Origin of the sequence: uncultured Eudoraea sp. (assembly GCF_947258525.1) — a bacterium.
Classification (GTDB): domain Bacteria; phylum Bacteroidota; class Bacteroidia; order Flavobacteriales; family Flavobacteriaceae; genus Eudoraea.
In genome coordinates this window covers 1-25,878 of record NZ_CAMYIP010000117.1, presented here as the reverse complement: position 1 = coordinate 25,878, position 25,878 = coordinate 1, and the positions used below count along the sequence as shown (strand labels likewise).

22 protein-coding genes and 2 tRNA genes are annotated in these 25,878 nt (G+C 38.1%); 16 read left to right on the top strand and 8 right to left on the bottom strand.

Going from position 1 to position 25,878, the window contains the following annotated elements; genetic code table 11:
• Nucleotides 1-12 precede the first annotated feature (12 nt).
• On the bottom strand, nt 13-693 hold the full coding sequence (gene folE / locus Q0X89_RS08740; protein WP_297693204.1) for a GTP cyclohydrolase I FolE: 681 nt from the start codon (nt 691-693) through the stop codon (nt 13-15).
• A 137-nt stretch (nt 694-830) separates the two neighbouring features.
• Between folE and Q0X89_RS08735 the strand changes: the two genes are divergently transcribed.
• Both Q0X89_RS08735 and Q0X89_RS08730 read left to right on the top strand, forming a co-directional pair.
• Entirely contained in the window at nt 831-2,636 is a 1,806-nt protein-coding gene (locus Q0X89_RS08735; RefSeq protein ID WP_297693202.1) for a T9SS type B sorting domain-containing protein, read from the top strand.
• Nucleotides 2,637-2,762: 126 nt separating this feature from the next.
• Nucleotides 2,763-4,190 (top strand): T9SS type B sorting domain-containing protein, encoded by a 1,428-nt coding sequence (locus tag Q0X89_RS08730; RefSeq protein WP_297693200.1) that lies wholly within the window; start codon nt 2,763-2,765, stop codon nt 4,188-4,190.
• A 45-nt stretch (nt 4,191-4,235) separates the two neighbouring features.
• On the opposite strand, the gene Q0X89_RS08725 is transcribed toward Q0X89_RS08730, so the two are convergent.
• Both Q0X89_RS08725 and Q0X89_RS08720 read right to left on the bottom strand, forming a co-directional pair.
• Nucleotides 4,236-5,750, bottom strand: a complete 1,515-nt coding sequence (locus Q0X89_RS08725) for an OmpP1/FadL family transporter (RefSeq protein WP_297693198.1) — start codon at nt 5,748-5,750, stop codon at nt 4,236-4,238.
• A gap of 33 nt (nt 5,751-5,783) precedes the next feature.
• Nucleotides 5,784-7,148, bottom strand: a complete 1,365-nt coding sequence (locus tag Q0X89_RS08720) for a hypothetical protein (RefSeq protein WP_297693196.1) — start codon at nt 7,146-7,148, stop codon at nt 5,784-5,786.
• Nucleotides 7,149-7,277: 129 nt separating this feature from the next.
• On the opposite strand from Q0X89_RS08720, the gene proS reads away from it, so the two are divergent.
• From proS to rpsT, 4 genes are all read left to right on the top strand, one after another.
• Nucleotides 7,278-8,753: a proline--tRNA ligase gene (gene proS / locus Q0X89_RS08715; RefSeq protein WP_297693194.1), complete on the top strand. Its 1,476-nt coding sequence runs from the start codon at nt 7,278-7,280 to the stop codon at nt 8,751-8,753.
• 80 nt (nt 8,754-8,833) lie between these two features.
• Nucleotides 8,834-8,905 (top strand) — tRNA-Glu (locus Q0X89_RS08710).
• An 89-nt stretch (nt 8,906-8,994) separates the two neighbouring features.
• Nucleotides 8,995-9,066, top strand: a tRNA-Glu gene (locus Q0X89_RS08705).
• A gap of 39 nt (nt 9,067-9,105) precedes the next feature.
• Entirely contained in the window at nt 9,106-9,357 is a 252-nt protein-coding gene (gene rpsT, locus Q0X89_RS08700) for a 30S ribosomal protein S20 (protein ID WP_297693192.1), read from the top strand.
• Nucleotides 9,358-9,540: 183 nt separating this feature from the next.
• Here rpsT and rho read toward each other — a convergent pair whose 3' ends face one another.
• On the bottom strand, nt 9,541-11,136 hold the full coding sequence (gene rho, locus Q0X89_RS08695; protein WP_297693190.1) for a transcription termination factor Rho: 1,596 nt from the start codon (nt 11,134-11,136) through the stop codon (nt 9,541-9,543).
• Between the two features lie 331 nt (nt 11,137-11,467).
• Between rho and Q0X89_RS08690 the strand changes: the two genes are divergently transcribed.
• On the top strand, nt 11,468-11,878 hold the full coding sequence (locus tag Q0X89_RS08690) for a DUF4293 domain-containing protein (RefSeq protein WP_297693188.1): 411 nt from the start codon (nt 11,468-11,470) through the stop codon (nt 11,876-11,878).
• Nucleotides 11,879-12,068: 190 nt separating this feature from the next.
• Here Q0X89_RS08690 and Q0X89_RS08685 read toward each other — a convergent pair whose 3' ends face one another.
• Entirely contained in the window at nt 12,069-12,563 is a 495-nt protein-coding gene (locus tag Q0X89_RS08685; protein ID WP_297693186.1) for a metallophosphoesterase family protein, read from the bottom strand.
• Between the two features lie 149 nt (nt 12,564-12,712).
• Here Q0X89_RS08685 and truA point away from each other — a divergent pair, with 149 nt between their 5' ends.
• Entirely contained in the window at nt 12,713-13,486 is a 774-nt protein-coding gene (truA, locus tag Q0X89_RS08680) for a tRNA pseudouridine(38-40) synthase TruA (RefSeq protein WP_297693184.1), read from the top strand.
• The gene (locus Q0X89_RS08675; RefSeq protein WP_297693183.1) at nt 13,458-15,224 is read left to right on the top strand and encodes an ABC transporter ATP-binding protein; all 1,767 of its coding nucleotides are present in this window, start codon (nt 13,458-13,460) and stop codon (nt 15,222-15,224) included. Before truA ends, Q0X89_RS08675 begins: the two co-directional genes overlap by 29 nt.
• 14 nt (nt 15,225-15,238) lie before the next feature.
• On the opposite strand, the gene Q0X89_RS08670 is transcribed toward Q0X89_RS08675, so the two are convergent.
• Genes Q0X89_RS08670 through folP form a run of 3 tightly spaced genes read right to left on the bottom strand, consistent with a single transcriptional unit; the run spans nt 15,239 to nt 17,688 of the window.
• Nucleotides 15,239-16,021: a DUF3667 domain-containing protein gene (locus tag Q0X89_RS08670; RefSeq protein WP_297693181.1), complete on the bottom strand. Its 783-nt coding sequence runs from the start codon at nt 16,019-16,021 to the stop codon at nt 15,239-15,241.
• A 2-nt stretch (nt 16,022-16,023) separates the two neighbouring features.
• Nucleotides 16,024-16,809 carry a diadenylate cyclase CdaA gene (gene cdaA / locus Q0X89_RS08665; RefSeq protein ID WP_297693179.1) on the bottom strand — a complete coding sequence of 262 codons (786 nt, stop codon included), beginning with the start codon at nt 16,807-16,809 and terminating at the stop codon, nt 16,024-16,026.
• 45 nt (nt 16,810-16,854) lie between these two features.
• Nucleotides 16,855-17,688: a dihydropteroate synthase gene (gene folP / locus Q0X89_RS08660; protein WP_297693177.1), complete on the bottom strand. Its 834-nt coding sequence runs from the start codon at nt 17,686-17,688 to the stop codon at nt 16,855-16,857.
• Between the two features lie 113 nt (nt 17,689-17,801).
• On the opposite strand from folP, the gene Q0X89_RS08655 reads away from it, so the two are divergent.
• The 7 genes from Q0X89_RS08655 to Q0X89_RS08625 form a co-directional block, all read left to right on the top strand.
• Nucleotides 17,802-18,347 (top strand): DUF1599 domain-containing protein, encoded by a 546-nt coding sequence (locus Q0X89_RS08655; protein ID WP_297693175.1) that lies wholly within the window; start codon nt 17,802-17,804, stop codon nt 18,345-18,347.
• Between the two features lie 18 nt (nt 18,348-18,365).
• Nucleotides 18,366-19,463, top strand: coding sequence for a BT_3928 family protein (locus tag Q0X89_RS08650; RefSeq protein ID WP_297693173.1), 1,098 nt, complete (start codon nt 18,366-18,368; stop codon nt 19,461-19,463).
• An 83-nt stretch (nt 19,464-19,546) separates the two neighbouring features.
• Nucleotides 19,547-20,296 (top strand): triose-phosphate isomerase, encoded by a 750-nt coding sequence (gene tpiA / locus Q0X89_RS08645; RefSeq protein ID WP_297693172.1) that lies wholly within the window; start codon nt 19,547-19,549, stop codon nt 20,294-20,296.
• 39 nt (nt 20,297-20,335) lie between these two features.
• Nucleotides 20,336-21,136, top strand: coding sequence for a 50S ribosomal protein L11 methyltransferase (prmA, locus tag Q0X89_RS08640; RefSeq protein WP_297693248.1), 801 nt, complete (start codon nt 20,336-20,338; stop codon nt 21,134-21,136).
• Nucleotides 21,137-21,156: 20 nt separating this feature from the next.
• On the top strand, nt 21,157-21,432 hold the full coding sequence (locus Q0X89_RS08635) for an ATP-dependent Clp protease adaptor ClpS (protein WP_297693170.1): 276 nt from the start codon (nt 21,157-21,159) through the stop codon (nt 21,430-21,432).
• A gap of 84 nt (nt 21,433-21,516) precedes the next feature.
• Complete coding sequence (locus Q0X89_RS08630) at nt 21,517-24,318, top strand: triple tyrosine motif-containing protein (RefSeq protein WP_297693168.1); 2,802 nt, start codon at nt 21,517-21,519, stop codon at nt 24,316-24,318.
• Between the two features lie 237 nt (nt 24,319-24,555).
• A partial coding sequence (locus Q0X89_RS08625; protein WP_297693166.1) for a SusC/RagA family TonB-linked outer membrane protein occupies nt 24,556-25,878 on the top strand: 1,323 nt, incomplete at its 3' end.

Below are 25,878 nucleotides of genomic sequence, written 5' to 3'. Positions count from 1 at the left end.
TGCTATATACAATTAGAAATTTGTCTCAAGGTTGATATAGTCAAGAAACTCTCGTCTGGTGGCTTCTTCTTTAAATTTACCACCGTATTCTGCTGTTACCGTACTACTATCCACATCGCGTATTCCTCGTGAATTTACACATAGATGCTTTGCGTCTATTACACAAGCAACATCTTTGGTACCCAGGACTTCCTGAAGTTCTTTTACGATTTGAATGTTCAGCCGCTCCTGTACCTGAGGCCTTTTGGCAAAATAATCAACTATTCTGTTCATTTTTGAAAGACCAACAACAGTGCCGTTTGAAATGTAAGCTATATGGGCTTTCCCAACTATTGGAAGAAGATGGTGTTCACAGGTAGAATAAACCGTTATATTTTTTTCCACCAACATTTCGCCATATTTATACTTATTCTCAAAAGTTGAGGAATTCGGCTTTTTCTTTGGTTCTAAACCACCAAAGACTTCCTTTACATACATTTTTGCTACCCTGTCTGGTGTGCCTTTTAAACTATCGTCCTCCATGTCAAGGCCCAGCGTTAGCATAATTTCCCTCACATTTTCGCGAATCCGTTCAATTTTTTCTTCTTCGCTTAAAACGAATGCATCTTTTCTCATTGGGGTTTGTTCTGACGAGGATACGTGATCGTTTCCTATCTCTTCAAAATGTTCTTCCAATGTTCTGTCTAATTTCATCTGGATACCTCTTTTTCGAAAGGCAAAGATATACATAATATGGCACTTTATATGCTGTTTAGGGCTATTCACAACATAAATTAGTGTTAAGTTGAAGTACAGGGTATTTTTATAAATTCCAAATCGTATACCTGATTATGAAGGGTAAAAGCTTAATATTCTGGTTTTTAACAATTCTTGGGACCAGTTCACTTATGGCCCAGGTGGCAGCTGATTGCGTCAATGCTGTTCCCATATGCAATAATACCCCTGTTAACGGCGGTACCCAGGGATATGGCGTGGATGACTACAATGGAGCCAATACAAGTGGTTGTCTTGAACAAACAATAACCGGGTCCATAGAATCTAATTCTGCATGGTATCGTTTTCGAACCGGGGCATCCGGACAATTGGGATTCAACATAGGTTTTGATTCTTCAGAAGATTGGGATTTTGCACTCTACAGGGCAGCTGACTGCGGCAGTTTGGGAGACCCGGTCCGCTGCAACTTCTTTGATAATAGTGATGAAGAAACATTTATGGGAGTAGGGGAAGATCCAACCGGAAGTCCAACTACAGTACTTTATGAAGATTGGATAAATGTAATGCCCGGTGAGGATTATTATCTGATGATAAATAACTTCAGCAACAACAATTCCGGTTTTTCAATTCAATTTTCGGGAAATATTTTTATTACAAACCCTTTTGATGCCCTGGATTGTTCCATTATAAATAATCTCCTTGGACCTCCCTTGGCGGCATGTGATAACGAGAATGTTATCCTGGATGCAACAACAGTCAATGCGCTGAGCTATACCTGGTATATTGATACAGGTTCAGGGTTTCAATTAATAGCAGGAGAAACTGGTCCTACTTACCAGCCAATGGTTTCGGCCATGTACAGGGTGGAAGTGATTACAACGACCATGACCAATATAATAAGTGATGTACAGGTGGCATTCAATACATCACCAACAACAAATTCTGTCCCGGATGAAACAGTTTGTTCAGATGTCATGGAATTTGATCTAACTCAAAAGGACGCCCAGGCATTGGGTACTCAGGACCCTGCCTCTTTTATGGTGAGTTATCATAGTACGTTGAATGACGCTATGCTGGGTACAGACCCATTAATGTCTCCATATACGCTGAGCACAGGAACTGAAACCATTTTTATCCGAAATACCTCATTAGAAAATCCTCGATGCTATGACGCTTCTGAACAATTTCAGCTGAGTGTTGTGGAAACTCCTGTTTTAAACATTCCTACCGAGATATTTATATGTGAAGATTCAGCAGGTGTAATCATTGGTGAAACCATACCTGATCCTCACTATGCTTATTTGTGGGATACAGGAGAATCAACGCCGGGTATCACGGTCGCACAGGCAGGTACTTATAACTTAACCGTTACTAATAATCAACTGGGACTGTCCTGTTCTTCCTCTGCTTTAATCACAGTGGTTGTTTCTGAAACTCCGGTCATAACTGATGTGATTATTGATGACCTTCAAAACAATAATACTGTCGAAGTTATTACCGATGTTGTAGGTAGTTTCGAATACCAAATAGACAGTGGAGCATTTCAGACAAGTAATATTTTCACTAACGTCTCACCGGGAATTCATACGGTTACCATCAATGACCTCAACGGATGTGGTTCGGTAACGGAGACCATTACGGTTGTAGGATTTCCCAGTTTTTTCACACCTAATGGCGACGGAACTAATGACTATTGGCATATTTTAGGAGTTTCCAACCTGGAAGATCCTATGGTTTACGTATATGACAGATACGGTAAACTATTAAAACAATTAGATAATTCAACCCTTGGTTGGGACGGTACTTTCAATGGTAAGGAATTGCCCTCCACAGATTATTGGTTTAAACTCACCTATACAGATTCTGAAGGTCAGCGAATTGAGGCCAAGTATATCAATAACCATTTTTCATTAAAAAGATAAAAGTTCCCAATTTTTAACGACTGGTCGTTTATCGATTAAGTGCAGAAAAACTTCGGCGAGATATACTAAATTTTAGGCCTTGGAGTTATAGTATTGATTATTTGTATAATGTTAGCCCCTTAATCTATGCGAACACTCGTTAGCTCCCTGTTTTGCACGCTCTTCTTCTGTATTGGAGTTGTAGCTCAGAACTCTGCAGATTGCCGTAGTGCCATCCCTGTTTGTGCTGATGCGCCAATACTATCATTTACTGATGGCCTTGGTGATGTAGATGATTTTGATCCTGATAACATAAGAGAAACCGGTTGTTTGGAAAAGGGAAGTGTTAGTTCCGCAAATATTGAAAATAATACATCCTGGTATGTTTTCAGAGCTGGAACAGATGGTCAAATTGGTTTTGATATAGAGGCATTACCCGCTGTAGGCACAACAATTACGGCAGAATATGATTTTGCATTATACGGCCCGGATACGGATTGTGCTGATATTAGTAATGGAACGGCACAACCCATTAGATGTAATTACGAAGTAAATAGCACAAATTTTACAGGGCTAGGAGTTAATCCGGAAAATGGTCAGGAAGGTGCACCACCTTTAACAGCAAACCAAAATACGTATGATGAATGGATAGATGTTACCGCAGGAGAGATCTATTACCTTTTGATCAATAACTTCAATACAAACTTTGATGGAAACCCTGAGCCTTTTTCGTTAACCTTTACGGGCAGTTCAGTAGATGCAGATCAGAATACTGCACTCGATTGTACACTTAGGGATGAATTTTTAGGATTAGATATTATTGCCTGTGAAGGTGATCCCGATATTACTTTAACGGCTTTAAATTCACCTGCCGGACCAGATATTGCCACCGTTACGTGGACGGTAGATTACGATGATGACGGAACCATAGACGCAACCCTTCCGGGAAGCGGACCACTTGGTGCAGAGCTGGTGGTAACCAGCCCAAACTCAGGGAGGTACTTTGTATCAATATTAACTACACTGGCTACAACAATCACAGATGACATATTAATTACGTATTACGGAATTCCTGTTTTATTGCCTGATCCGGATGGGATTGTTATTTTGGACGACCTGTCCGATAGCAATAATGTAGAGTTTTTTGTAGATGGTGATGGGGATTACGAATATGCAATAAACGGAGGTGAATTTCAGGATGAATCTGTATTTATGGATATTCCGCCCGGATTGAATTCCGTTATTATAAATGACAAGAATGGATGTGGAACTACCGAGCCCATTGAATTTTTAGTAGTAGGATACCCCAAGTTTTTTACACCTAATGGTGATGGTATTCACGACGCATGGAATATTCTTGGAATTGAGACACTAACAGATCCAGTCGTTTTTATTTTCGACCGCTACGGCAAATTATTAAAACAACTGGATGAAACTACTATAGGTTGGGACGGGACTTTTAACGGAAGGCCCATGCCCTCATCTGATTATTGGTTTCGCCTTGAGTATGCCCGCGATGAAGATGGCGTGCAGGTAGCCAATACCATACGAACGCATTTTTCTCTTGTGAGATAAAAAAAGCCCTGATCTAATTTAGGGCTTTTTTCTTATTATTTGAGTTTAGAAATTAATGGTGTATCCGAAGCTATAATTATTCATAACGGCATTTATACTTGCCGGTGTGTTTATGCCGACATCCACAATTTGAGTATTACCATCTCTTTCAGACCTGCTATAAGTGAAGTCTAATCTGCTACCTCCAAAGTTATAACCTATACCCGCAGAAAATCCATTTAAATCGCCTATGGTAATTCCATTTGCATAAGGAGATTGTTCATAGCGATAACCTCCGCGAAGACTTAATTTTTTAATTCGGTATTCGCCACCAACTCTAAAAGTAGATACGGCCCTGAGTTCTCTGCCAATATCGGAGTTAACTGTAGCAAAGCTGGCATCTGATGTAGGCCGCAATTCGGCATTGGACATGTCCTGATAGCTGTAATCAAAACTTAAAAGACCATTAGGGCCAAAGACAAAAGCCATACTTCCGTTAAACTTGCCCGGTGTCTTTATTTTGTACCTTGGGAAAAGATTTACAATGTTAAAATCTATAAAGGTTATATCCGGATTCCTTACGGGCGAATCAGAATTTATTCTTTGTGCAAGATCATCTGTCAGATCATACCAGGTAGGGGATTGATAACTTCCTCCCAGCCTTACATATTTATTTAACCTGGCAATAAGCCCTAAGCTGAACGAAAATGCGTTACCTCTTGACACGAGCAGGTTATCAAAATTTATAAACTGAATCTCTGAGGCTGTATCAAAACCCCTTTCGCTCAATTGTGTGTATTTCTCATAATAAATACTATGAAAATTCAAGGAAGCACCCATATATAGAAAATCCTTGTATTGTGTACCCATATTCATAGTAAACTTACTGTTATACCCCCTGGTAGACTGTAAAAATTCCTGGTTCACGCTGTTATAGTCAGCATTGGAAATATAATCAGTATTGTTGTCATCATTGATATCTACGGGATCAATTATCCCGGACTGAAATCCTAAAAATGCCTGCTGAGGCCCAAAACCCAGACTGCTTCCTATATCCAGATAGGCTTGCTCAATAAGCTCCCCATCCTGAACGAATAATGGGCCCAAAGGCTGACCCTGAGCGAAGGCAAGAAAGTAATTATCAATACCTTCATTACTGTTCCCATTGACAAAAAACTGGTTACTAAAATTATTTACCAGGTCATAATTAAAAGCCAGGGAGTATTTTTTCCAATCGGCATTTTTATCATAATTCTTAAAAACCATTACACCTCCCGCCTGATTTATTTTAAACGAATTAAGCCGGGATCCTGCTGTGCTTCCAAAATAGGTTGCAGTGTTATCCCGATTGTAGTTTGTGCCTGTCATGGTGAACTGGCTATTATTATAAACGGCTGAACCCGCGGGATTTACATTCAATGATGAAAGATCTCCTCCAAGAGCTCCAAAAGCTCCGCTTAAACCCTGAAAACGAGTTGTTCCATGGGTGTTTTCAATACTGTATCTGAGTACATCCTCAATGTTTTGAGCGCTTACAGTTGCACATATCAATAACAGGATGAAAAATGTAGTTCTTTTCATTTTATAAGATTTTAATACTACTGATTTTTGGAATTATTGTCTGCCGCCTCTGCTGCCGCCGCCCCTGCTTCCTCCGGAACTTCTCATGCCGCCGCCAGAACTTCTCATGCCTCCCCCGGAACTTCTCATGCTTCCTCCGGAACTTCTCATGCCACCACCGGAACTTCTATAGCCCGAACTTCTTCCAGAACTTCTTGATCCTGAACTTCTATAGCCCGAACTTCTTGATCCTGAACTTCTTCCAGAACTTCTGTAACCTGAGCTTTTTGATCCAGAACTTCTTCCGGAACGATAACCTGAGGTTCTTGGCATAGAGGATGAAGACCTGGAATATCCGGAACTACGTTGTGTGGTGCCGCTATAAGACCTTCTTGCCGTGCTCGATCTGTTTGTTGTTGAGCCTCTGTTATATGTGCTGTTTCCGGGAGAATATCTCCTGTATGTATTACCGCTGCGTGCGCTGCGAGAATATCCCGGAACAGATCTTGTACTTCTGCTTGTTCTATATGCTCTGTTTCTTGCAATGGCATCCGGGCTTACTGATCTTCTCGCTGTTGCTCCGGACCTGTATGCACCGGAACTTCGCCCTGCAGACGCAGTTCTGGCTGTTCCCGATCTAGAAACATTAGACCTGGATCTGGAAGCTGTTCTTCCGTTTCCTGATGTTAGACTAGATCTTCCTCTGCCTGAGGTAAGATTAGACCTTCCCCTAAGTGAATTTGAAGTTAAAGGATTCGTATAATTATTACCGTAATAACCTCTTCTACTCCTGTTATATGAATATCTTCCATAGCCATAGTAAGGATAGCCCCAGCCATAACCTGGATAGCCCCAGCCATAACCTGGATAGCCCCAGCCCCAGCCTGGATAGCCCCAATAGCCACCCCAGCCCCAGCCATAACCTGGATAACCCCAGCCCCAGCCATAACCTGGATAGCCCCAGCCCCAGCCTGGATAGCCCCAATAGCCACCCCAGCCCCAGCCAATGCCTATACCAATACCAACGCCACCCCATCCCCAACCAGTGTTGTAGTTGTTGATGGTTACATTAGATTGATTGTCACCCCATCCTGCATTTCCTGCATAGTCATTATAACCTTCATAGTAATTTGCTTCCGGTACAACCGCAAGACTATCGTTCACAACGTCTCCTCCATAATAATCATCTACATCCGTGAAGACTTCACCTTCTATGAATTCATCTATTTGCTCTGCTTTCTGACCAAAATAATCACCATAAATACCATCACTTTCCTGCTGTTTCGGCTGCTGTTTTTTCTTTGTATAAACTGCAGGGCTCTCTTCAGCGTAGATACCATCATTATCATAATAGGAAGCTTCCTGATAGGATCCACAGGAAACCAATATTATGGCCGCAACAAGTAAAGTTGTAGTCATTTTTAATTTAGGTAGGGGTAGAGATTGTATCATCGCCTTAAATTTATATTGTTGAACATTTTAAAAATAGTTAGTTTTACCAAACTATTTCGATAATAAGGTCACAAGATTTGTGCCAAAGTATATTTAATGGGAAAAAAATTAACTAAAAGGAGCGAGGATTATTCCAAATGGTATAATGAACTCGTCATCAAGGCTGATCTGGCCGAAAACTCTGGTGTTAGGGGCTGTATGGTCATAAAACCTTATGGTTTTGCCATTTGGGAAAAAATACAGGCTGGCCTGGATAAGATGTTCAAAGACACAGGACATCAGAATGCTTATTTCCCTTTGTTTATTCCAAAATCATACCTGAGTAAAGAAGCGAGCCATGTTGAAGGATTTGCTAAGGAATGTGCCGTTGTAACTCATTACAGATTAAAAAATGCGGAAGACGGAAGCGGTATTGTTGTAGACGAAGATGCTAAACTGGAAGAAGAGCTAATCGTAAGACCAACCTCTGAGACCATAATCTGGGATACCTATAGAAAGTGGATTCAGTCTTACAGAGATCTTCCCCTATTAATCAATCAATGGGCTAATGTAGTACGATGGGAAATGAGAACGCGCTTATTCCTTCGCACAACTGAATTCCTATGGCAGGAGGGACATACGGCACATGAGACCGAAAAGGAAGCTGTTGAGGAATCGGAATTGATTCTGAATATTTATGCAGATTTTGCAGAAAATCATATGGCTGTGCCCGTGATTAAGGGAACAAAAACAGAAAGTGAACGTTTTGCAGGAGCCGTGGAAACCTATGCCATAGAAGCTCTGATGCAGGATGGCAAGGCTTTACAGGCTGGAACTTCACATTTTTTAGGTCAGAATTTTGCCAAAGCCTTTGATGTAAAGTTTGCAAGCAGGGAAGGAAAACAGGAATACGTATGGGCCACTTCCTGGGGTGTTTCAACTCGCCTGATGGGTGCGCTTATTATGACTCATAGTGATGATAACGGTTTGGTCTTACCTCCTAAGCTGGCTCCAATTCAGGTTGTTATAGTTCCAATTTACAAGGGTTTAGAACAACTGGATGCAATTTCAGAAAGAATAAATCCTTTGGTAAAAGAATTGCAGGATAAGGGGATTTCCGTAAAATACGACAAACGCGATACCCATAAACCCGGGTTTAAATTTAATGAGTATGAATTAAAAGGAGTGCCCGTTAGAATTGCAATAGGACAGCGTGACATGGAGAATGGCACCTATGAATTGGCACGCCGCGATACCCTGGAAAAAGAGGTTGTGGAAGCAGATGGAGTAATTGCACGCATTGAGTTTTTAATGGAAGACATACAACGAAATATATTTGAGAAAGCGCTGAATTATAGGGAGGAACATATTACAGAGGTTGATGGGTATGACGAATTCAAAAAGGTTTTAGAGCAGAAAGGCGGATTCATTTCAGCACACTGGGATGGTACTTTGGCTACAGAAGATAAGATAAAAGAAGAAACAAAAGCAACTATTAGATGTATTCCATTAGACTTTAATAAAGAAGCTGGTAAGTGCATGGTTACAGGAAAACCTTCTTTACAAAGGGTACTCTTTGCAAAGGCATATTAAGCATAATCAAAAAAAAATATAATGGAGTTGGTATAGTAAAAAATAATTGTATTTTTGCATCCGCATTTATGCGATCTAATGGCCCGTTCGTCTAGGGGTTAGGACGCCAGGTTTTCATCCTGGTAACAGGGGTTCGATTCCCCTACGGGCTACTAAGTATATTGAAATATTGAAATGTGATTGATGAGAACAGTTGAAAGACACGTAGCTCATTTATTACAGGAGCATTTAAAAAAATAATGGCCCGTTCGTCTAGGGGTTAGGACGCCAGGTTTTCATCCTGGTAACAGGGGTTCGATTCCCCTACGGGCTACAAAAAAACATATAGCCCGAATAAATAAAATATAAAAAAATGGCAAATCACAAGTCGGCATTAAAGAGAATCAGAAGAAATGAAGTTGTGCGGTTACGTAACAGATATCAGCACAAAACAACTAGAAATGCAATTAAAAAATTAAGGAGCGAAACCGATAAAAAGAAGGCTCAAAAGCTCTTTCCTGCTGTTGTAAGCATGATAGATAAACTTGCAAAGCGCAATATTATTCACACTAATAAAGCAGCTAATTTAAAAAGTAAGCTTACAAAGCACATTGCCGCACTTTAGGCTTTAAAAATATATTCTTTCAGGGCCCTGACTTAACTGTTGGGGCTTTTTTTATGGTTGGATTTGAGATAACAAGATGGAAATTGGTCGGGAATAATTCCGTTTAATTTTTCTTGTAGCTATTCCAAAAAAAAATCCCGATGATCAATAACCATCGGGATTCCCTAATTTAAAAGAATTTTTTTATTGACTCATAGTCATCAAAAACTCCTCATTATTTTTAGTTTGTTTTATTCTTTGTTCCATGAATTCCATAGCCTCAATCGGATTCATATCAGCCAGATACTTACGCATTATCCACATACGCTGAATTGTATTTTCATCCAATAGAAGATCATCTCTTCTTGTAGAAGAAGTTACAAGGTCTATTGCCGGGAATATTCTTCTGTTGCTAATTCGTCTGTCTAATTGTAATTCCATATTACCGGTACCTTTGAATTCCTCAAAAATAACTTCATCCATTTTAGACCCGGTTTCTGTAAGGGCGGTAGCTATTATAGATAAAGAACCACCGTTCTCAATATTACGGGCTGCTCCAAAAAATCGTTTTGGTTTGTGCAGTGCGTTGGCGTCTACCCCGCCACTAAGTACTTTACCGGAAGCAGGTTGAACCGTATTGTAGGCTCTTGCCAGACGGGTAATGGAATCCAGAAGTATTACTACATCGTGCCCGCATTCTACCAGTCTTTTTGCCTTTTCCAATACAATATTGGCTACCCTGACATGTTCGGTAGCTTCTTTATCAAAGGTAGAAGCAACTACTTCACCGCTTACATTGCGCTGCATATCGGTAACTTCCTCAGGACGTTCATCTATTAAAAGAATAATCTGATATACTTCAGGATGATTTGCCGCTATAGCATTTGCTATATCCTTTAAAAGCATTGTTTTCCCAGTTTTTGGTTGAGAAACGATCATTCCCCGTTGTCCTTTTCCAATTGGTGAAAACAAATCAATAATTCGTGTAGAGAGGGTACTTTGACGTTCTGCCAGTTTAAATTTTTCCTGAGGGAATAATGGAGTCAGGTGTTCAAAAGAAACCCTGTCTCGTACTACCTGAGGGTCCATTCCGTTAATTTTATTAACCTTTATTAATGGAAAATATTTTTCACCTTCTTTTGGAGGGCGTACATTACCTAAAACAGTATCTCCTGTTTTTAAACCAAAGAGCCTGATTTGCGATTGAGAAACGTAAATATCATCGGGAGAAGAGAGATAATTGTAATCAGATGATCTAAGAAATCCATAACCATCCTGCATGATATCCAGAACGCCTTCGCTTTCAATAATACTGTCGAATTCGTATTCCGGCTGCTTGTATTTATTTTTCAGGTCCTTATCAAAATTACTGGTCTTACCATCCTGACCGTTCTTATGATGCTGAATCTTTTTGCCATGTGGGCCTTTGCTGTGCTGAGGTTTATTCTTTTGCTGCTCTTTAGAATCCTGATTTGAATGGCTCTTTTGATGCGAAACTTCATGTTTAGCTACCTTTTCGGTAGGAGCCTGGGTTTTGGGTGGAGCGCTCTTAAATCTTTCCTTAGCAACGTTGGGTCTATGTTGTTTTGGCGGAGTTTTTTCCGTTACTCCCACTGTAGTTGCTTGCACTGCTTTCACTTTAGTTGCTTGCACTGCTTTGGGATTACTGGCCTGTAAATCAAGAATTTGATAAACTAAATCCAGTTTCTTTAAGGTCTTGTATTTGGGGACACTTAATTCTTTTGCAATATCCTGAAGCTCAGGCAGCTTTTTTGCTTTTAAATCTGAAATCTCAAACATTGAGTATAAAATAAATTATAGTATATAAAAATTGAAGTATATAGTTTCTTTTGGGTATTACATGGGATTGAGACCCCAATAGGTAGGTGTTATATCTACTAACGCCACAATATTACAAATTATTTTAAACAAAACATCTGTTCTTACTTATTTAATTTATCTCCTTCCACTTTTGTTTTGGCAAATGATTCGCCAAAACAGGCTGTATTTATGCTGCTTGGGAATAATTGTTACCATTATCTTAGTCCACAGAAGCACTATTTTTATTTCAATTTTTATGGTAATGTTTTAAAAGACATGTACTTTTGCACTTCTATTTTTTCATAAACTTATGATTCAACGCATTCAAACCGTTTACTTAATTTTGGTCGCTCTGTTTACCGGCGCGTTGCCTTTTTATTTAAACCTTTGGACAGGGACTGAAGGAAATACTGTTTTTGCAAGAGATATTAGTTGGCTTGCATTGGTATATGCAGCTTCTTCCGCCCTGGCGGTTATCACCATTTTTTTATTTAAGAACCGAAAAAATCAATTTGTTTTTAACAGGTTGAATATAATATTGAATCTTTTTTTACTGGGATTTTTCGTTTACCGATCACTAAACTTATCCGGAGAGACCGCTGTTTCTGAGAAGGGTATTGGGATGCTGATTCCTGTATTTTCTATCGTTTTTTTGGTCCTGGCCAACAGGTCCATAAAGAAGGATGAAGATCTTGTAAAATCTGTTGATCGCTTACGTTGAACCTAACATCTTAGTAGTATTAGTGCGTGACCCTGAGGCAAGTTTATCTCTGCTTCAGGGTTTTACGTTATAAATAAAGGCTTTTTGGGCGCTTCCTACTTTGCCCTCAAAACTTTCGGGCTATGTAGAACCGGGCATTCGGTAGTCGCTTTGCGCCTAATGCACAAGAGCTCCAACAATACCTCATTCCCTAGCGCTTGCCCAACTCTATAACTTCAAGGTTCTTTATTTCTTCCCCGTCAATATCAAACCTGAGCATGGTCCTGATCTGATGAAAACCGTTCTTACCACAAGAACCGGGGTTCATGTGCAGTAGATTTAGCTTTTTATCCCACATTACCTTAAGAATATGAGAATGGCCCGAGATGAATAGTTTTGGTGGGTTCTTTTTGATCTGCTCCCTGATTCTCCTGTCATACCTATTGGGATAACCCCCAATATGGGTCATCCAAACATCCACATTCTCACATTTAAACCGGTCGTCCAAAGGAAATTCTTTCTGTAACCGATGATCATCAATATTACCATAAACGGCACGAACAGGTTTTAACGCGCCGAGGGCATCGGTAACATCAAAGGAGCCAATATCACCCGCGTGCCATATTTCATCCGCCTGGCTGGCATACTTAAGAATAGTGTCATCTAAAAAGCCATGGGTATCCGAAAGAAGTAAGATGCGGGTCATTTATTTCAGCAATTGTTTAAAAAGGCATTCAAGCACAATAAGTCCGTTGTATCTATTAAGAATCTGTTCAGATCAGCACAGGGGAGAAGGTCCTTAATTCTAAAGGCTATCTTCGCTATCTTTACCGCTCACAAAAATAGAATAATAGCTTGAGATATTTTGTAGCTTTTTCTTATTTCGGACAAGCCTACCACGGATGGCAGAGGCAGCCTAATGCATCATCTGTTCAACAGTTGATGGAAGAATCATTAAGTACATTGTTAAAATCTACCATAAGCCTTGTTGCCGCGGGGAGGACGGACACCGGAGTTCATGCAAAAAACATGTATGCGCATTTTGATTTTCAGGAAATCAAAGATTTAGCAGAACTCACCTATAGGTTCAATACCTTTTTACCGGAGGATATTGCTATTCAAAAGATTAGTGAAGTTCCTGAGGACGCGCATGCTCGTTTTGATGCCTTGGAACGCACTTATGAGTATTGGATAGTGCAGGAAAAGAACCCATTTTATAAGGATTCTGCATATTATATAAAACACATATTGGATATTCCTTCCATGAATAAGGCAGCAGCCATTTTATTGGAGTATGAGGACTTCAAATGCTTTTCCAAATCAAATACAGACGTTAAAACCTATCTGTGTAAAATTAAATCCGCATCCTGGAAAACTAAAAAAGATAAGCTCGTATTTACCATTACCGCAGACCGCTTTCTTAGAAATATGGTTCGTGCAATTGTGGGGACTTTAATAGATGTCGGACTCGGAAAAATAACACCTGAAGATGTTAAGACTATTATAAAAAGCAAGGATCGGCGAACTGCCGGTGCTTCCGTCCCGGCAAAAGGATTATATTTGACTAAAGTTTTATACCCTTCAACCATTCTGGAATTTAATGGATCAAGACACCGGAAAAGCATTTGATTTTAGATTATTCAATCGAGTATTAGCCTATACTAAACCCTATAGGTTAACTTTCTATGGTGTGGCCATTGCTGCTATTTCTATTTCTGCCTTTGCCGTATTAACTCCGCTTATTGTAGGTGAAATAATTGACGGTGCTGTTAAGCAAGCCGATTCGGAAAAGCTTTTATTCCTTATCCTCACCATGGCTGCCGTGCTTTTCGGGCAGGTAATCAGCCAGCTTTGCTTTAATTATTTCGCCAATTGGCTCGGAGAATCGGTAATCAGGGATATCCGGATTTACCTTTTTAAAAAAATGCTCGGGTTTAAAATGAAATATTTCGACAATTCTTCTATTGGGTTGCTTGTTACGCGCGCAGTAGCAGATTTGCAGCGTATAGGTGAGATTTTTAGTCAGGGTTTTTTTGTTATCGTATCCGACCTGCTTAAAATGATTGTAGTGGCCGTGGTAATGTTGGTTATCAATTGGAAATTAGCACTAATTGTGTTCGCTGTATTACCCGTAATTCTTTACGCCACCCGTTTATTTCAGCGTGCTATGAAGAAGGCCTTCATAGATGTTAGGGCTCAGGTTTCCAACCTCAATTCATTTGTCCAGGAGCGTATAACAGGAATGAAAATAGTACAGCTGTTTACAAGAGAAAAAATTGAAAGCGATAAATTTCGGGAAATTAATAAGAAACATATGAATGCCTGGCTAAAAACGGTGTGGTATAATTCTTTTTTCTTCCCTATCGCAGACATTGTTTCATCTATTACGGTAGGATTAATTGTTTGGTACGGGGGTCTTCAAAATGTTACCAGTATTGAACGAGATGAATACGGGATAATTTTTGCCTTTATACTTTTATCAAGCATGTTATTTCAGCCTCTAAGGCAGATAGCCGATAAATTTAATACGCTTCAAATGGGGATGGTAGCCGCAAACAGGGTTTTTAAAATTCTGGATACTGAGAGCAATATAGAGGATTTAGGGACTGTCGAGAAAGATCATGTACTCGGAAATATTAAATTTTCAAACGTTCACTTCGGTTACCTTGAAGATGAGGAAATTTTGCACGGCATCTCCTTTGATGTAAAAGTAGGTCAGACTGTTGCCATTGTGGGTGCTACAGGAGCCGGTAAATCAACCATTATTAATCTCTTAAATCGTTTTTACGAAATTAATTCGGGTGAGATCCTGGTAGATGATATAAATATCACTAATTACAAATTAGCATCTCTTCGCAGGAATATAGCAGTTGTACTACAGGATGTCTTTCTTTTTGCAGACACCATAGCCAAGAATATCTCCCTGGGAGACGAAACAGTGACATTAGAAAGTATTGAGGAGGCTGCAAAGCAAATTGGGGTGCATGAGTTTATCAACAGCTTGCCAGGTGGCTATCAGTACAATGTAAAAGAAAGGGGAACTATGCTTTCCAGTGGTCAGCGCCAGCTAATTGCTTTCTTGCGCGCCTATGTAAGTAATCCAAGTATATTGGTACTGGATGAAGCCACCTCCTCGGTAGACACTTATTCTGAGCAGTTGATCCAGAAAGCGACGGAAAAGATCACTTCCGGCAGAACTTCAATTATTATTGCCCACAGGCTGGCTACTGTGAAAAAAGCAGATAAAATCCTGGTCATGGATGCCGGTCGAATTCTTGAGAGCGGTACGCACAAGGAATTACTTAAAAAAGGAGGATATTACAACAAGCTTTACGAAGCTCAGTTTTTGGCTGAAGAAGTTGCCTAGCTAATGCGCTAAGTTTACTTTTTTACCGGTGTGAAATCCTCCATGGTAATTGTTCCTGTTGCAAAAAGAATGACATAAAACGCTATAATTATCCCTATATAACCAATAAAAGCCAAAATCAGAAAAAGAAACATTCTAAGAACAAATTGGCCAGCTCTAAATTTATGTATCCTTTGCATTACATATATTGAGTATGCTATCATCGCCGGGAGCATAATAGTAGATAGCTCCAGATAATTACTGGGAGCAACAATTATCATAGTCAGACCTATAGGAAAAGAAACAATACTCCAATGGGCTAAAGTATAGAAGAAAACAATAAGGTATTCTGCAAATACATATCCTTTCTTATTAAAAGTTAACCAACCCGCAATCCCAAAGATTGGGATAAATAAAACAAACACCAATGACGAAAAGTCGAACACGATGGGCATTATTTTTTGATTCAGTTCAGGATTTACTCCTTGATTGAAGACATCAAGGTCCATATTTACATCGAAAACTTTTTGTATCAAAAAAATTGTAAGACCGGAAAGAGTTAGGGCAATTCCCAGATAACTTAACGGATTCAGGTACTTTCTTCGAATACCTGAGATATAACCATCAATGACCTCTGCCGGCTTAGTAAATAAATGTATGAAGGTCCTGAAGAAAGTATTGTCAAGATCAAAAAAACGCTCAATAACCTCATGCCAGAGATTTTTAAATGTAAGTCTGTAGTGTATTACTTTGGCGCCGCAGTTAGGACAGAAATTAAAATCTGTTGGTAGAAGGTTTCTGCAATTTTTACACTCCATGGCTAGAGTAAGTCTAGTTTAATTTTATTAGACAGATCAGATAAGTCTTTGTAGGAAACAAATTCTCCATTGTTTATATAAGAGATCAATCCGGTTTCTTCGCTAAGAACTAGGGCAACGGCATCTGTTCGCTCTGTAATTCCAATAGCCGCCCTGTGCCTCAGCCCAAAACGCAAAGGAATATTACGTTCATTAGATAATGGCAATATGACTCTTGTAGCCGTAATTTGGTTGTTTTCAATAATGGCAGCACCGTCGTGTAACGGACTATTTTTATAAAAGATACTTTCAATTATGGGTTGATTCACTTCCACATTCATAGCGTCTCCTGAAGATTTTACAAAATCTAAAGAATTACTTCGCTTTATTACTAAAATGGCACCCGTCCTGCTTCTGCTCATTTTATCGCACGCTTTAAGAACAGCATCAATATCGAGTTTTGAGGTAACGCCTTCTTGTTTTAAAAATTTAAATCTTTTTACAAAATTCCGGTTTCTGGCAAAATTAGTTGAACCAATCATTAGAAGGAATTTTCTAATTTCCTGTTGGAAAACAACAATTAGTGCAATTAATCCCACAGACATAAATCCACCTACCACGCTACTTATCATTTTCATATCCAGCAATTGGGTTAATTTCCAAAAACCCCAGACAATAACAATTCCAATAAAAATATTGATAGCGACCGTGCCCCGAACAAGTTTATAGATATAATAAAGAAGTATAGCCACAAGGAGGATGTCTATAATGTCGGTGATTTTAAAATCCAGAAAGTTAAAAAAGTCCAATCCTTGTAGTTTTTGTAAAATTAGAAAAAATAGATAAACAAAAAATTAATCTTCAGCTTGCTTTAATGCTTCCAATAATTCAATGCACTCTACTGCTTCTTTAACGTCATGAACTCGTAAAATATTGGCGCCTTGGGTCAGTGCATAGGTATTTAGGACTGTGGTACCATTTAAAGCCTTGTTAGCACTGGTGCCTAATGTTTTATAAATCATAGACTTTCTGCTTAAACCAACGAGTATTGGTAAACCAAAAGTCTTTAAGAGATTCAGATGTTTCAAGATTGTAAAACTTTGAAATGTATTCTTGGCAAACCCAAATCCAGGATCCAGGATTATATCATTTATTCCAAAAGATTTGGCGCGAGCTACTTTTTCAGACAAAAAATAAAGGACTTCTTCTAAAAGTCTATCATATTGTATTTGTTGAGTCATGTTCTGTGGATTACCTTTCATATGCATCATTACATATGGTACTTTAAACTCGGATATGGTTTGTATCATATTGGGATCCAAATTTCCTGCTGAAATATCATTGATCATTGCTGCACCATTTTCCAGACAACGACGGGCTACCTTACTTCTAAAAGTATCAATAGACAAATAGACATCCGGAAAATTGTTTATTAACAGATCTACAACAGGCAAAATTCTTTTTAATTCTTCTTCTTCAGAAATGTCGGGTGCATTGGGCCGCGAACTGTAGGCGCCCAAATCTATAAAAGCGGCTCCTTCATTTAGTAATTTTTCTGTTTGCTTCAATATAGAAGCCTCATCCTTATATCTTCCTCCGTCATAAAATGAGTCCGGAGTTACATTTAAAACCCCCATGACTTTGGGCTTTTTTAAATCAATCAGGGTGCCTTTACAATTTATTGTCATAGGTTTTTTTTAAGCTATTTGGATCGTAATTTATTTTGAAGACCAAGATTAAACTCCGAACTTTGAGGTTTCCATTATTTTGGGTGAAATTTACGCAAATTAGAACAATCTACATGCAGCATACCTCCGAACAGTACGATGCCATTATAACTTCTTGCAGGGACTTATTTTCAAAGAAAATGAAAGATTATGGAAGTGCCTGGCGAATATTGAGGCTCCCTTCTTTAACAGATCAAATTTATATTAAGGCTCAACGCATCAGAAGTTTGCAGGAAAATGAAGTCCGAAAAGTAGATGAGGGGGAAAAATCTGAATTTATTGGGATTATTAACTATGCCATTATGGCCCTTGTACAATTAGAAAAGGGAGTCGCACAGGAACCCGATCTGTCATCTGAAGAAGCCATCAAATTATACAACAAGCATATTGGAATTACAAAATCCCTAATGGAGAAAAAGAATCATGACTATGGGGAGGCCTGGAGAGATATGCGCATAAGTTCATTGACGGATTTGATTATTCAAAAATTATTAAGAGTAAAGCAAATAGAAGATAATAAAGGTAAAACTTTGGTTAGTGAAGGAATTGAAGCCAACTATCAGGATATTATAAATTATTCTGTTTTCGCCCTGATTCATATGAACGAATTTAATGATTAAAAAATTCTAAAAAATTTGATGAAACACTTAGTAGGAATTTCTAGGGTAATTGTTGGAGTTTTATTTATTATCAGTGGTTTTATAAAGCTTAATGATCCTGTTGGGTTTTCGTTCAAATTAGAGGAATACTTTAGTCAGGGCGTACTCGATTTACCTTTTTTAATGCCTTATGCATTGGCCATTTCTATTTTTGTGGTCATTTTTGAGGTAGTTTTAGGGGTATTCTTACTTATGGGCTATAATAAGAGATTCACACTTTGGAGCCTTCTGCTCATGATCTTGTTTTTCACTTTTCTTACTTTTTATTCTGCATATTTCAATAAGGTCACGGATTGCGGCTGTTTTGGTGATGCCATAAAACTGACACCGTGGGAATCCTTCACAAAAGATGTTGTTCTTCTGGGGCTCATTCTTATTCTATACTTTGGAAGAAGACATATTAAGCCACTTTTAAGTCTGCGTGCAAGACAGATTATCGCTTTAGCGTCTGTAGTGCTTTGTATTGTCTACGGAAATTATGTACTTAATCACTTGCCTGTAATAGACTTCAGAGCATACAAGATAGGAGCTAATATAGAAGATGGGATGGAGGTACCCGAAGACGCTCCCAAAGCCGTGTTCGAATATGCGTGGAAGTTTGATGTGAATGGAGAAGAAAAAGTACTGGTGACTAATGGGGATTACCCCGATGCAGATGGAGAATTTATTGGTGTGGAGACGAAGGAAATACAGAAGGGATATGAACCACCTATACACGATTTTACTATTGAGCAACAAGGTGAAGATTTTGCATCTTTGTTAATGCAAGAATCAAAATTATTAATTTTAGTTGCCTACGATCTCGCTAAAAGTGACTATAAGGCATTTGAAAAAGTTAAACCAGTTTCCGATAAAGCTATTGAACAAGGATATAAAGTTATAGGAATGTCAGCATCTAATGAGGAATGGACCAATAAGATTATTGAAGAATACAAGCTGGGATTTGAATTTTATTTTACAGATGAGACTACCTTAAAGACCATAGTCAGGTCTAACCCGGGACTTTTAATCCTTGAAAAAGGTACTATAACTCAAAAAGTGCACTATAATGATATTGAGGATTTGGAGTTTAATTAAATTTATTCTGTACACCAAGGAAACGAATCCTGATTAATAATTAGAAGTAAACAACCTATATTGTAAACATAAAAGAACTGAAAATGAGAAGTAAAATTGTTGCCGGAAATTGGAAAATGAATAAGAACTTAAGTGAAACACAAGTATTATTGGGAGAGATATCGGATAAATTGCCGGATACTGAAGCGGAGGTTATTGTAGCTCCTACATTTGTAAATCTGGCAGAAACAGCCCGTACTCTCAAATCAACAGACATAAAAGTAGCCGCCCAAAATATGCATTATGCAAAAAGCGGAGCCTTTACCGGTGAAATTTCGGCTGATATGCTTCTAAACATCAATGTAGATACTGTAATTATCGGACATTCAGAGCGAAGGGCTTACTTTGGAGAAACAGACGAACTTTTGGCTAAAAAAGTAAAGGCAGCATTGGAAAATAAAATGCGCGTAATATTTTGCTTTGGTGAAGAATTGGAAGAGCGAAAGGCTGGTAATCATTTTAAAGTAGTAGAATCCCAGCTAAAAAACGGCCTTTTTGAATTACCTGCCGATGTATGGTCGAAAATTGTGCTTGCCTATGAACCGGTTTGGGCTATTGGCACAGGAGAAACCGCTTCCCCGGAACAAGCACAGGAAATGCATGCTTTTATCAGGAAGACCATTACCGAAGCATATGACGCCTCAATAGCAAATGAAGTATCCATATTATATGGAGGTAGTGTTAAACCCGCTAATGCCCGCGAGATATTCTCAAAACCCGATGTAGACGGAGGTCTAATAGGAGGGGCTGCTTTGGTGGCAGATGACTTCATTGCCATTGTAAAGGCAATCTGAACCTAAATGCAAGAACTCTTTCTGGAATAGCGGTTTAAAATAAAGCCATTACAACCGGCTACGGATATCTTAATTGCTGAACTGAGTGAACTGGGTTTTGACAGTTTTGTGGAAACAAAGGACGGACTGCTGGCCTATGTGAAAAAGGAAACCTGGAATCCTATAGCATTGCGTAATGTTCAAATCCTTTCCGATGAAAAATTTAGGATTGATTATGATGTAGTTGAAATAGAACAGGAAAACTGGAATGAACGCTGGGAAAAGAATTTTGAACCCATCAACGTGGACAACCAATGCGTTGTAAGAGCACCATTCCATGATATTCCGGATGTATGTTATGATATAGTCATTACACCTAAGATGAGTTTTGGAACAGGGCATCATGAAACTACCCATATGATGCTTCAACTGGTTTTGGCACTCGATTTCACAGGTAAATCTGTATTGGATATGGGATGCGGAACTGGTGTTTTGGCCATTCTGGCCGCTATGAAAGGCGCCAGCTCCGTAGATGCCATAGATATAGATAACTGGAGTTATCTGAATGCCCGGGAAAATGTTGTCGGAAACAATTGTGAGCAGATAAATGTGTTTGAAGGTGATGTAAGTTTATTGAGAAATCAAAATTATGATATTATCATGGCGAATATTAATCGCAATATTTTACTTGTGGATATTCCCATATATGTTGACCACCTCAAAAAAGGAGGAATATTACTTTTAAGTGGTTTTTATAAAGAGGATATTCCCTTAATTTCAAAAGAATGTGAGGCAAATGGACTTTCATTTCAAGAAAATTTGGAAAAAAATAACTGGGTTGCCTCAAAATATGTATTTTAGTTACACAAACACCTGTCTATATGAGTACTAAGGAAAAAGTCTCCGAAGAACTACTTTTGGATGAGGAGACGGTTAAAAATAACGAAATAGTTCTATTCAATGATGATGTGAATACTTTTGAACATGTCATACACACATTAATCGATGTTTGTGAACATACACCGGAACAAGCGGAGCAATGTTCATTAATAGTTCACTACAAAGGTAAATGTACCGTTAAAACCGGAGAGTATAAGGAATTAGAACCTCGCTGCAGCAGATTACTGCAAGCAGGATTAAGTGCAGAGATCGTTTGAGTTCCAATATGCTTACGGAATAATTAGTGATATAATATTCTTTTCTTAACTTTAAAAAGAATAGTTCCTCTTTATACGCTTAGTTTGAGAATTACCTTTATTCTACTGTTATTATTTTGCAATTTTCTGGTTTATACTCAGGAATTACCTCCTATTCAGAATTATGCACCCTATGATTACGGCGCAGGAACACAAAATTGGGCAATTTCTCAATCCGACGAAAAGTTGATTTATGTAGCCAATAATGAGGGTTTGCTTGAATTTAATGGGGCGCAATGGAAATTGTATCCTTCTCCCAATGGCACTTTAATAAGATCTGTCCATGTGGTTGATGATTTGATTTATACCGGGTGCTACATGGAATTTGGCTATTGGAAAAGAAATAAATTTGGCGATTTAGATTATTTTTCCCTCTTAGGTCAGCTAGATGAAGACTTGATAGAAGATGAGCAATTCTGGAATATCCTGGAATACGAAAAATGGTTGCTATTCCAGACTTTAGATCGCATTTATATTTATAATACCGAGGATAAAACTTTTGATATCCTCCCTTCCAAAACTGTAAGGGCAAAAATTTTCAAAGTAGAAGGAACCATTTATTTTCAAAAAGACAATGAAGGTATATTCAGAATTGAAAATGGCCAATCCGTCCTTGTCTCTAATGATCCGGTAGTAAAGAGTAATATTATTATTGGTGTATTTCCTATTGATAAAGAGTTATTAATACTTACTGAGGGTAGTGACTTCTATTATCTTAATTCTGAAGGTCTTAAAAGATGGGATACCGAAATGAGCAAGGAAATGGCATCTATAAATGTTTATAGTAGCTTACAGCTTAAAGATGGCAGCTTTATTTTAGGGACAATTTCAAACGGTATTTATCATCTGGATTCTAAGGGTCGGATAATCAGAAAAATTAACCAGGAGAAAGGCTTGAACAATAATACGGTACTTACAATTTTTGAGGATACTGAGAACAATTTATGGCTTGGATTGGATAATGGGATAAGCTCTATAGATTTAGATTCTCCATTTAATGAATATATTGACAAAATAGGAAAGTTAGGGGTAGTATACGCTTCCATAATATTTGATAATAAACTTTACCTGGGCACAAATCAGGGCTTGTTTTATAAAAAACTGAATGAGGAAGGTGAATTTGAGTTTATTGAAAATACTATAGGACAGGTATGGTGCCTAAGATCTATTGATAATACATTGTTCTGTGGGCATAATGAAGGAACCTTTATTATTGAGGATGACCAGGCAAAACAAATATCAGATTTTCCAGGCACCTGGGATTTAAAAATCACAGGTGAAAATCCAAATTTGATACTACAGGGAAATTATTCCGGGTTGAGCGTTCTTGAGAAATTAAATGATGAATGGAGGTTTAGAAATAAAATAGAAGGATTTGATATTTCGAGCCGGTTTGTTGAATTAATTGAGGAAAATCAAATATTAGTGAATCATGAATACAAGGGGATTTTCAATATTTCTGTTGATAAGGATTTAAAAAGAGTACTTAATATTGAAGAAGAGACATCAAAAGGTATTGGATCCAGCCTGGTTTCTTATAATGGCAATCCTTTGTATACAACTAACAATGGGGTATTTAAATATGAGAGAAACCAAAAAAAGTTTATCCTGGACACCCTGTTAACAGGTAAATTATTTAATCAGGATGAAGGAATAATTGGTGTATTAAATGCCGATAATAAGGCAAATAGGTTATGGGGATTTACGGAATCCAACATTGTTTATGTTACCCCCGGTAAATTTAATAACGAGCCACAAGCCGTCAGAATACCGGTTCCAAATAATTTTAGAAGAGATCTGGGAGTCCCGGGATTTGAGTCTATTACACCCCTGAGCGAAAGACATTACCTGATAGGAATTTCCAATGGATATATAACATTGGATTTAGATAAAATAAAACCGCAAGAATATACAATCAATATTAATTCAATTTCCAAGGAATTCTATAATCATCCAAGTGACAGAATTTCGATTGAGGAGGGTAATGAAATTGAATATGAAGACAATAACCTTAATTTTTCATACGCGGTAGCTGAGTATGATAAATATTCAGAAGTATATTATCAATATAAATTAGATGGAATTTACGACGATTGGAGCAGTTGGTCTTCAACATCTGAAATATCATTCAATAATTTACCCTATGGAACCTATAACTTCAGTGTTAGAGCAAAAGTTGGTAATACACTCACTAATAATACAGCTTCTTACTCTTTCAGGGTTAAAAGACCGTGGTACCTTTCCAATATGGCAGTTTTGGGATATATTCTTCTAACATTATTTATTGCGTTTTTAATTCATAAGGCATATCGGCACTATTACCACAAAAAACAGAATCGTCTGCTTCAGGAAAATAGAAAGAAACTGAAACGGAAAAAGTTAAAAGCACAGAAGAAGATTATCCAAATGAAAAATGAGCAGTTGAAATCAAAGATTGATAGTAAAAATCGTGAATTGGCTGTCTCAACCATGAGCATAATTCGCAAAAACGAGTTTCTCAATGCTATTAAGGATCAATTGAGGGACTCTGAGAGTACAGATCAGGTTAAATCGGTAATAAGAACAATAGATCGCAATATAAATAATTCAGATGATTGGAAATTTTTTGAAGAAGCATTTAATAATGCGGACAAGGGGTTTCTCAAAAAAATAAAAAAATTACACCCGGAATTGTCTTCAAACGACCTTCGCTTGTGTGCTTACCTTAGATTGAATCTGTCGTCTAAGGAAATTGCTCCATTATTAAATATATCGGTTCGCAGTGTGGAAGTTAAACGATATCGTTTGCGTAAAAAGATCAATCTATTACACGAAGAAAACTTAACGGACTACATATTAGATCTTTAACTTATCACAACATTCAACAAAAATACCACAACATTACCTATACAAAGTACAAAATTTATGAATTTAGTTAGCTTGCTAATACTTCAATAAAATAGCATACCCGTAATATTTAAGGGATATTTTTGAGAATATAATAAAAACACTACAAGTTTTTTATTATGTATGTTTTTTGTATAGGTCTTATATGGCAAAAACCATTTTATAAACCATATATTGCCTCATCAAAAAATACTACACATGAAGTACTTTGTTTTATTTCTTACCCTCCTCTGTTGCACGTCTGAACTTTGGAGTCAGGACTTAACCATAAGCGGTATTGTAAAGGATGCAGTTCTAGATCAGCCCTTGCCGGGGGTAAATGTTATTGTTAAGAACGAAACAAGAGGCACCACAACAGATTTTGATGGAAATTTTATTATTGAGAATATCAGTGTAGGAGATATTCTTGAATTCTCGTATTTGGGCTATATTAAACAGGAAGTAACAATTCAAAATTCCAATCCGCTTGCTATTGTTATGCAGGAAGATGTTAGTGCATTAGATGAGGTCATTGTTGTGGGTTATGGAACACAAACCAAAAAAGAACTTACGGGAGCAGTCTCCGTTGTAGGTTCGGAAAGTATTGAAGAATTAAATCCAACTCGAATAGAACAAGCCCTTCAGGGACAGGTTGCCGGGGTGCAGGTTACTGCAGAATCTGGTTCACCGGGTAGTGGTTCAAATATCCGAATTCGTGGTATTTCTACCAATGGGGATAACAGACCCTTAATTTTGGTAGACGGAAACGTTATCGAAGACTTGAGTGTTATTAATCCAAGTGATATAGAAAGTATTAATATTCTTAAGGATGCCACAGCAGGTATTTATGGTGTAAGGGCTGCTAATGGGGTAATCCTGATAACTACTAAAACAGGTAAGCGCAACACGGAATTGAAATTTAATTATGATGCCTGGGGAGGATTTCAGCAAACCTCCAGACAAATTCCGGTTTTGGATGCTACGGAATATGCTATCATTGTCAACGAAGCTTTTGCAGCTGGCGGAGGAAGCTCGCCTTATCCGGATGTTTCTCGTTTAGGAAGAGGCACCGATTGGCAAGATGAAGTATTCCAGACAGCTCCGATAATTAACCAAAATATTACTGTAAGCGGCGGTGGTGAGAAAACAACATTTTCTGCTGCATCGTCTTATTTAACTCAGGATGGAATTGTAGGAGGTCCTAAGGCTAATTTTAGAAGATATACTACCAGAGTTAACTTAAATTCGGAAATTTTTGAAGATTTCAATGTGGTGGCCAACCTCCTATACACCGGCACGAATCGTAAAACCCTTCCTGAAAACGCTTTAGGATCAGTACTGTTTAATGCACTGAATAATGCACCTACTTTTGCAGTTAAAGATAGGAATGGAAATTTTACACTTGCTGAGGGACTTGGTAATGAAGTAATTAATCCTCTCGCTCAGGTTGCAAATACCTTTAATCAGACTAATGTAGACAAGAAAAGAAAAAAAATAGGAGCGAGCTATAAGTTTCTTGAAGATTTTACGGCAGAGGCCAGT

Coding starts and splice junctions, on each gene's coding strand:
- folE (WP_297693204.1), bottom strand. CDS start 693: ATGAAATTAGACAGAACATTGGAAGAACATTTTGAAGAGATAGGAAAC.
- Q0X89_RS08735 (WP_297693202.1), top strand. CDS start 831: ATGAAGGGTAAAAGCTTAATATTCTGGTTTTTAACAATTCTTGGGACC.
- Q0X89_RS08730 (WP_297693200.1), top strand. CDS start 2,763: ATGCGAACACTCGTTAGCTCCCTGTTTTGCACGCTCTTCTTCTGTATT.
- Q0X89_RS08725 (WP_297693198.1), bottom strand. CDS start 5,750: ATGAAAAGAACTACATTTTTCATCCTGTTATTGATATGTGCAACTGTA.
- Q0X89_RS08720 (WP_297693196.1), bottom strand. CDS start 7,148: ATGACTACAACTTTACTTGTTGCGGCCATAATATTGGTTTCCTGTGGA.
- proS (WP_297693194.1), top strand. CDS start 7,278: ATGGGAAAAAAATTAACTAAAAGGAGCGAGGATTATTCCAAATGGTAT.
- rpsT (WP_297693192.1), top strand. CDS start 9,106: ATGGCAAATCACAAGTCGGCATTAAAGAGAATCAGAAGAAATGAAGTT.
- rho (WP_297693190.1), bottom strand. CDS start 11,136: ATGTTTGAGATTTCAGATTTAAAAGCAAAAAAGCTGCCTGAGCTTCAG.
- Q0X89_RS08690 (WP_297693188.1), top strand. CDS start 11,468: ATGATTCAACGCATTCAAACCGTTTACTTAATTTTGGTCGCTCTGTTT.
- Q0X89_RS08685 (WP_297693186.1), bottom strand. CDS start 12,563: ATGACCCGCATCTTACTTCTTTCGGATACCCATGGCTTTTTAGATGAC.
- Q0X89_RS08675 (WP_297693183.1), top strand. CDS start 13,458: ATGGATCAAGACACCGGAAAAGCATTTGATTTTAGATTATTCAATCGA.
- Q0X89_RS08670 (WP_297693181.1), bottom strand. CDS start 16,021: ATGGAGTGTAAAAATTGCAGAAACCTTCTACCAACAGATTTTAATTTC.
- folP (WP_297693177.1), bottom strand. CDS start 17,688: ATGACAATAAATTGTAAAGGCACCCTGATTGATTTAAAAAAGCCCAAA.
- Q0X89_RS08655 (WP_297693175.1), top strand. CDS start 17,802: ATGCAGCATACCTCCGAACAGTACGATGCCATTATAACTTCTTGCAGG.
- Q0X89_RS08650 (WP_297693173.1), top strand. CDS start 18,366: ATGAAACACTTAGTAGGAATTTCTAGGGTAATTGTTGGAGTTTTATTT.
- tpiA (WP_297693172.1), top strand. CDS start 19,547: ATGAGAAGTAAAATTGTTGCCGGAAATTGGAAAATGAATAAGAACTTA.
- Q0X89_RS08635 (WP_297693170.1), top strand. CDS start 21,157: ATGAGTACTAAGGAAAAAGTCTCCGAAGAACTACTTTTGGATGAGGAG.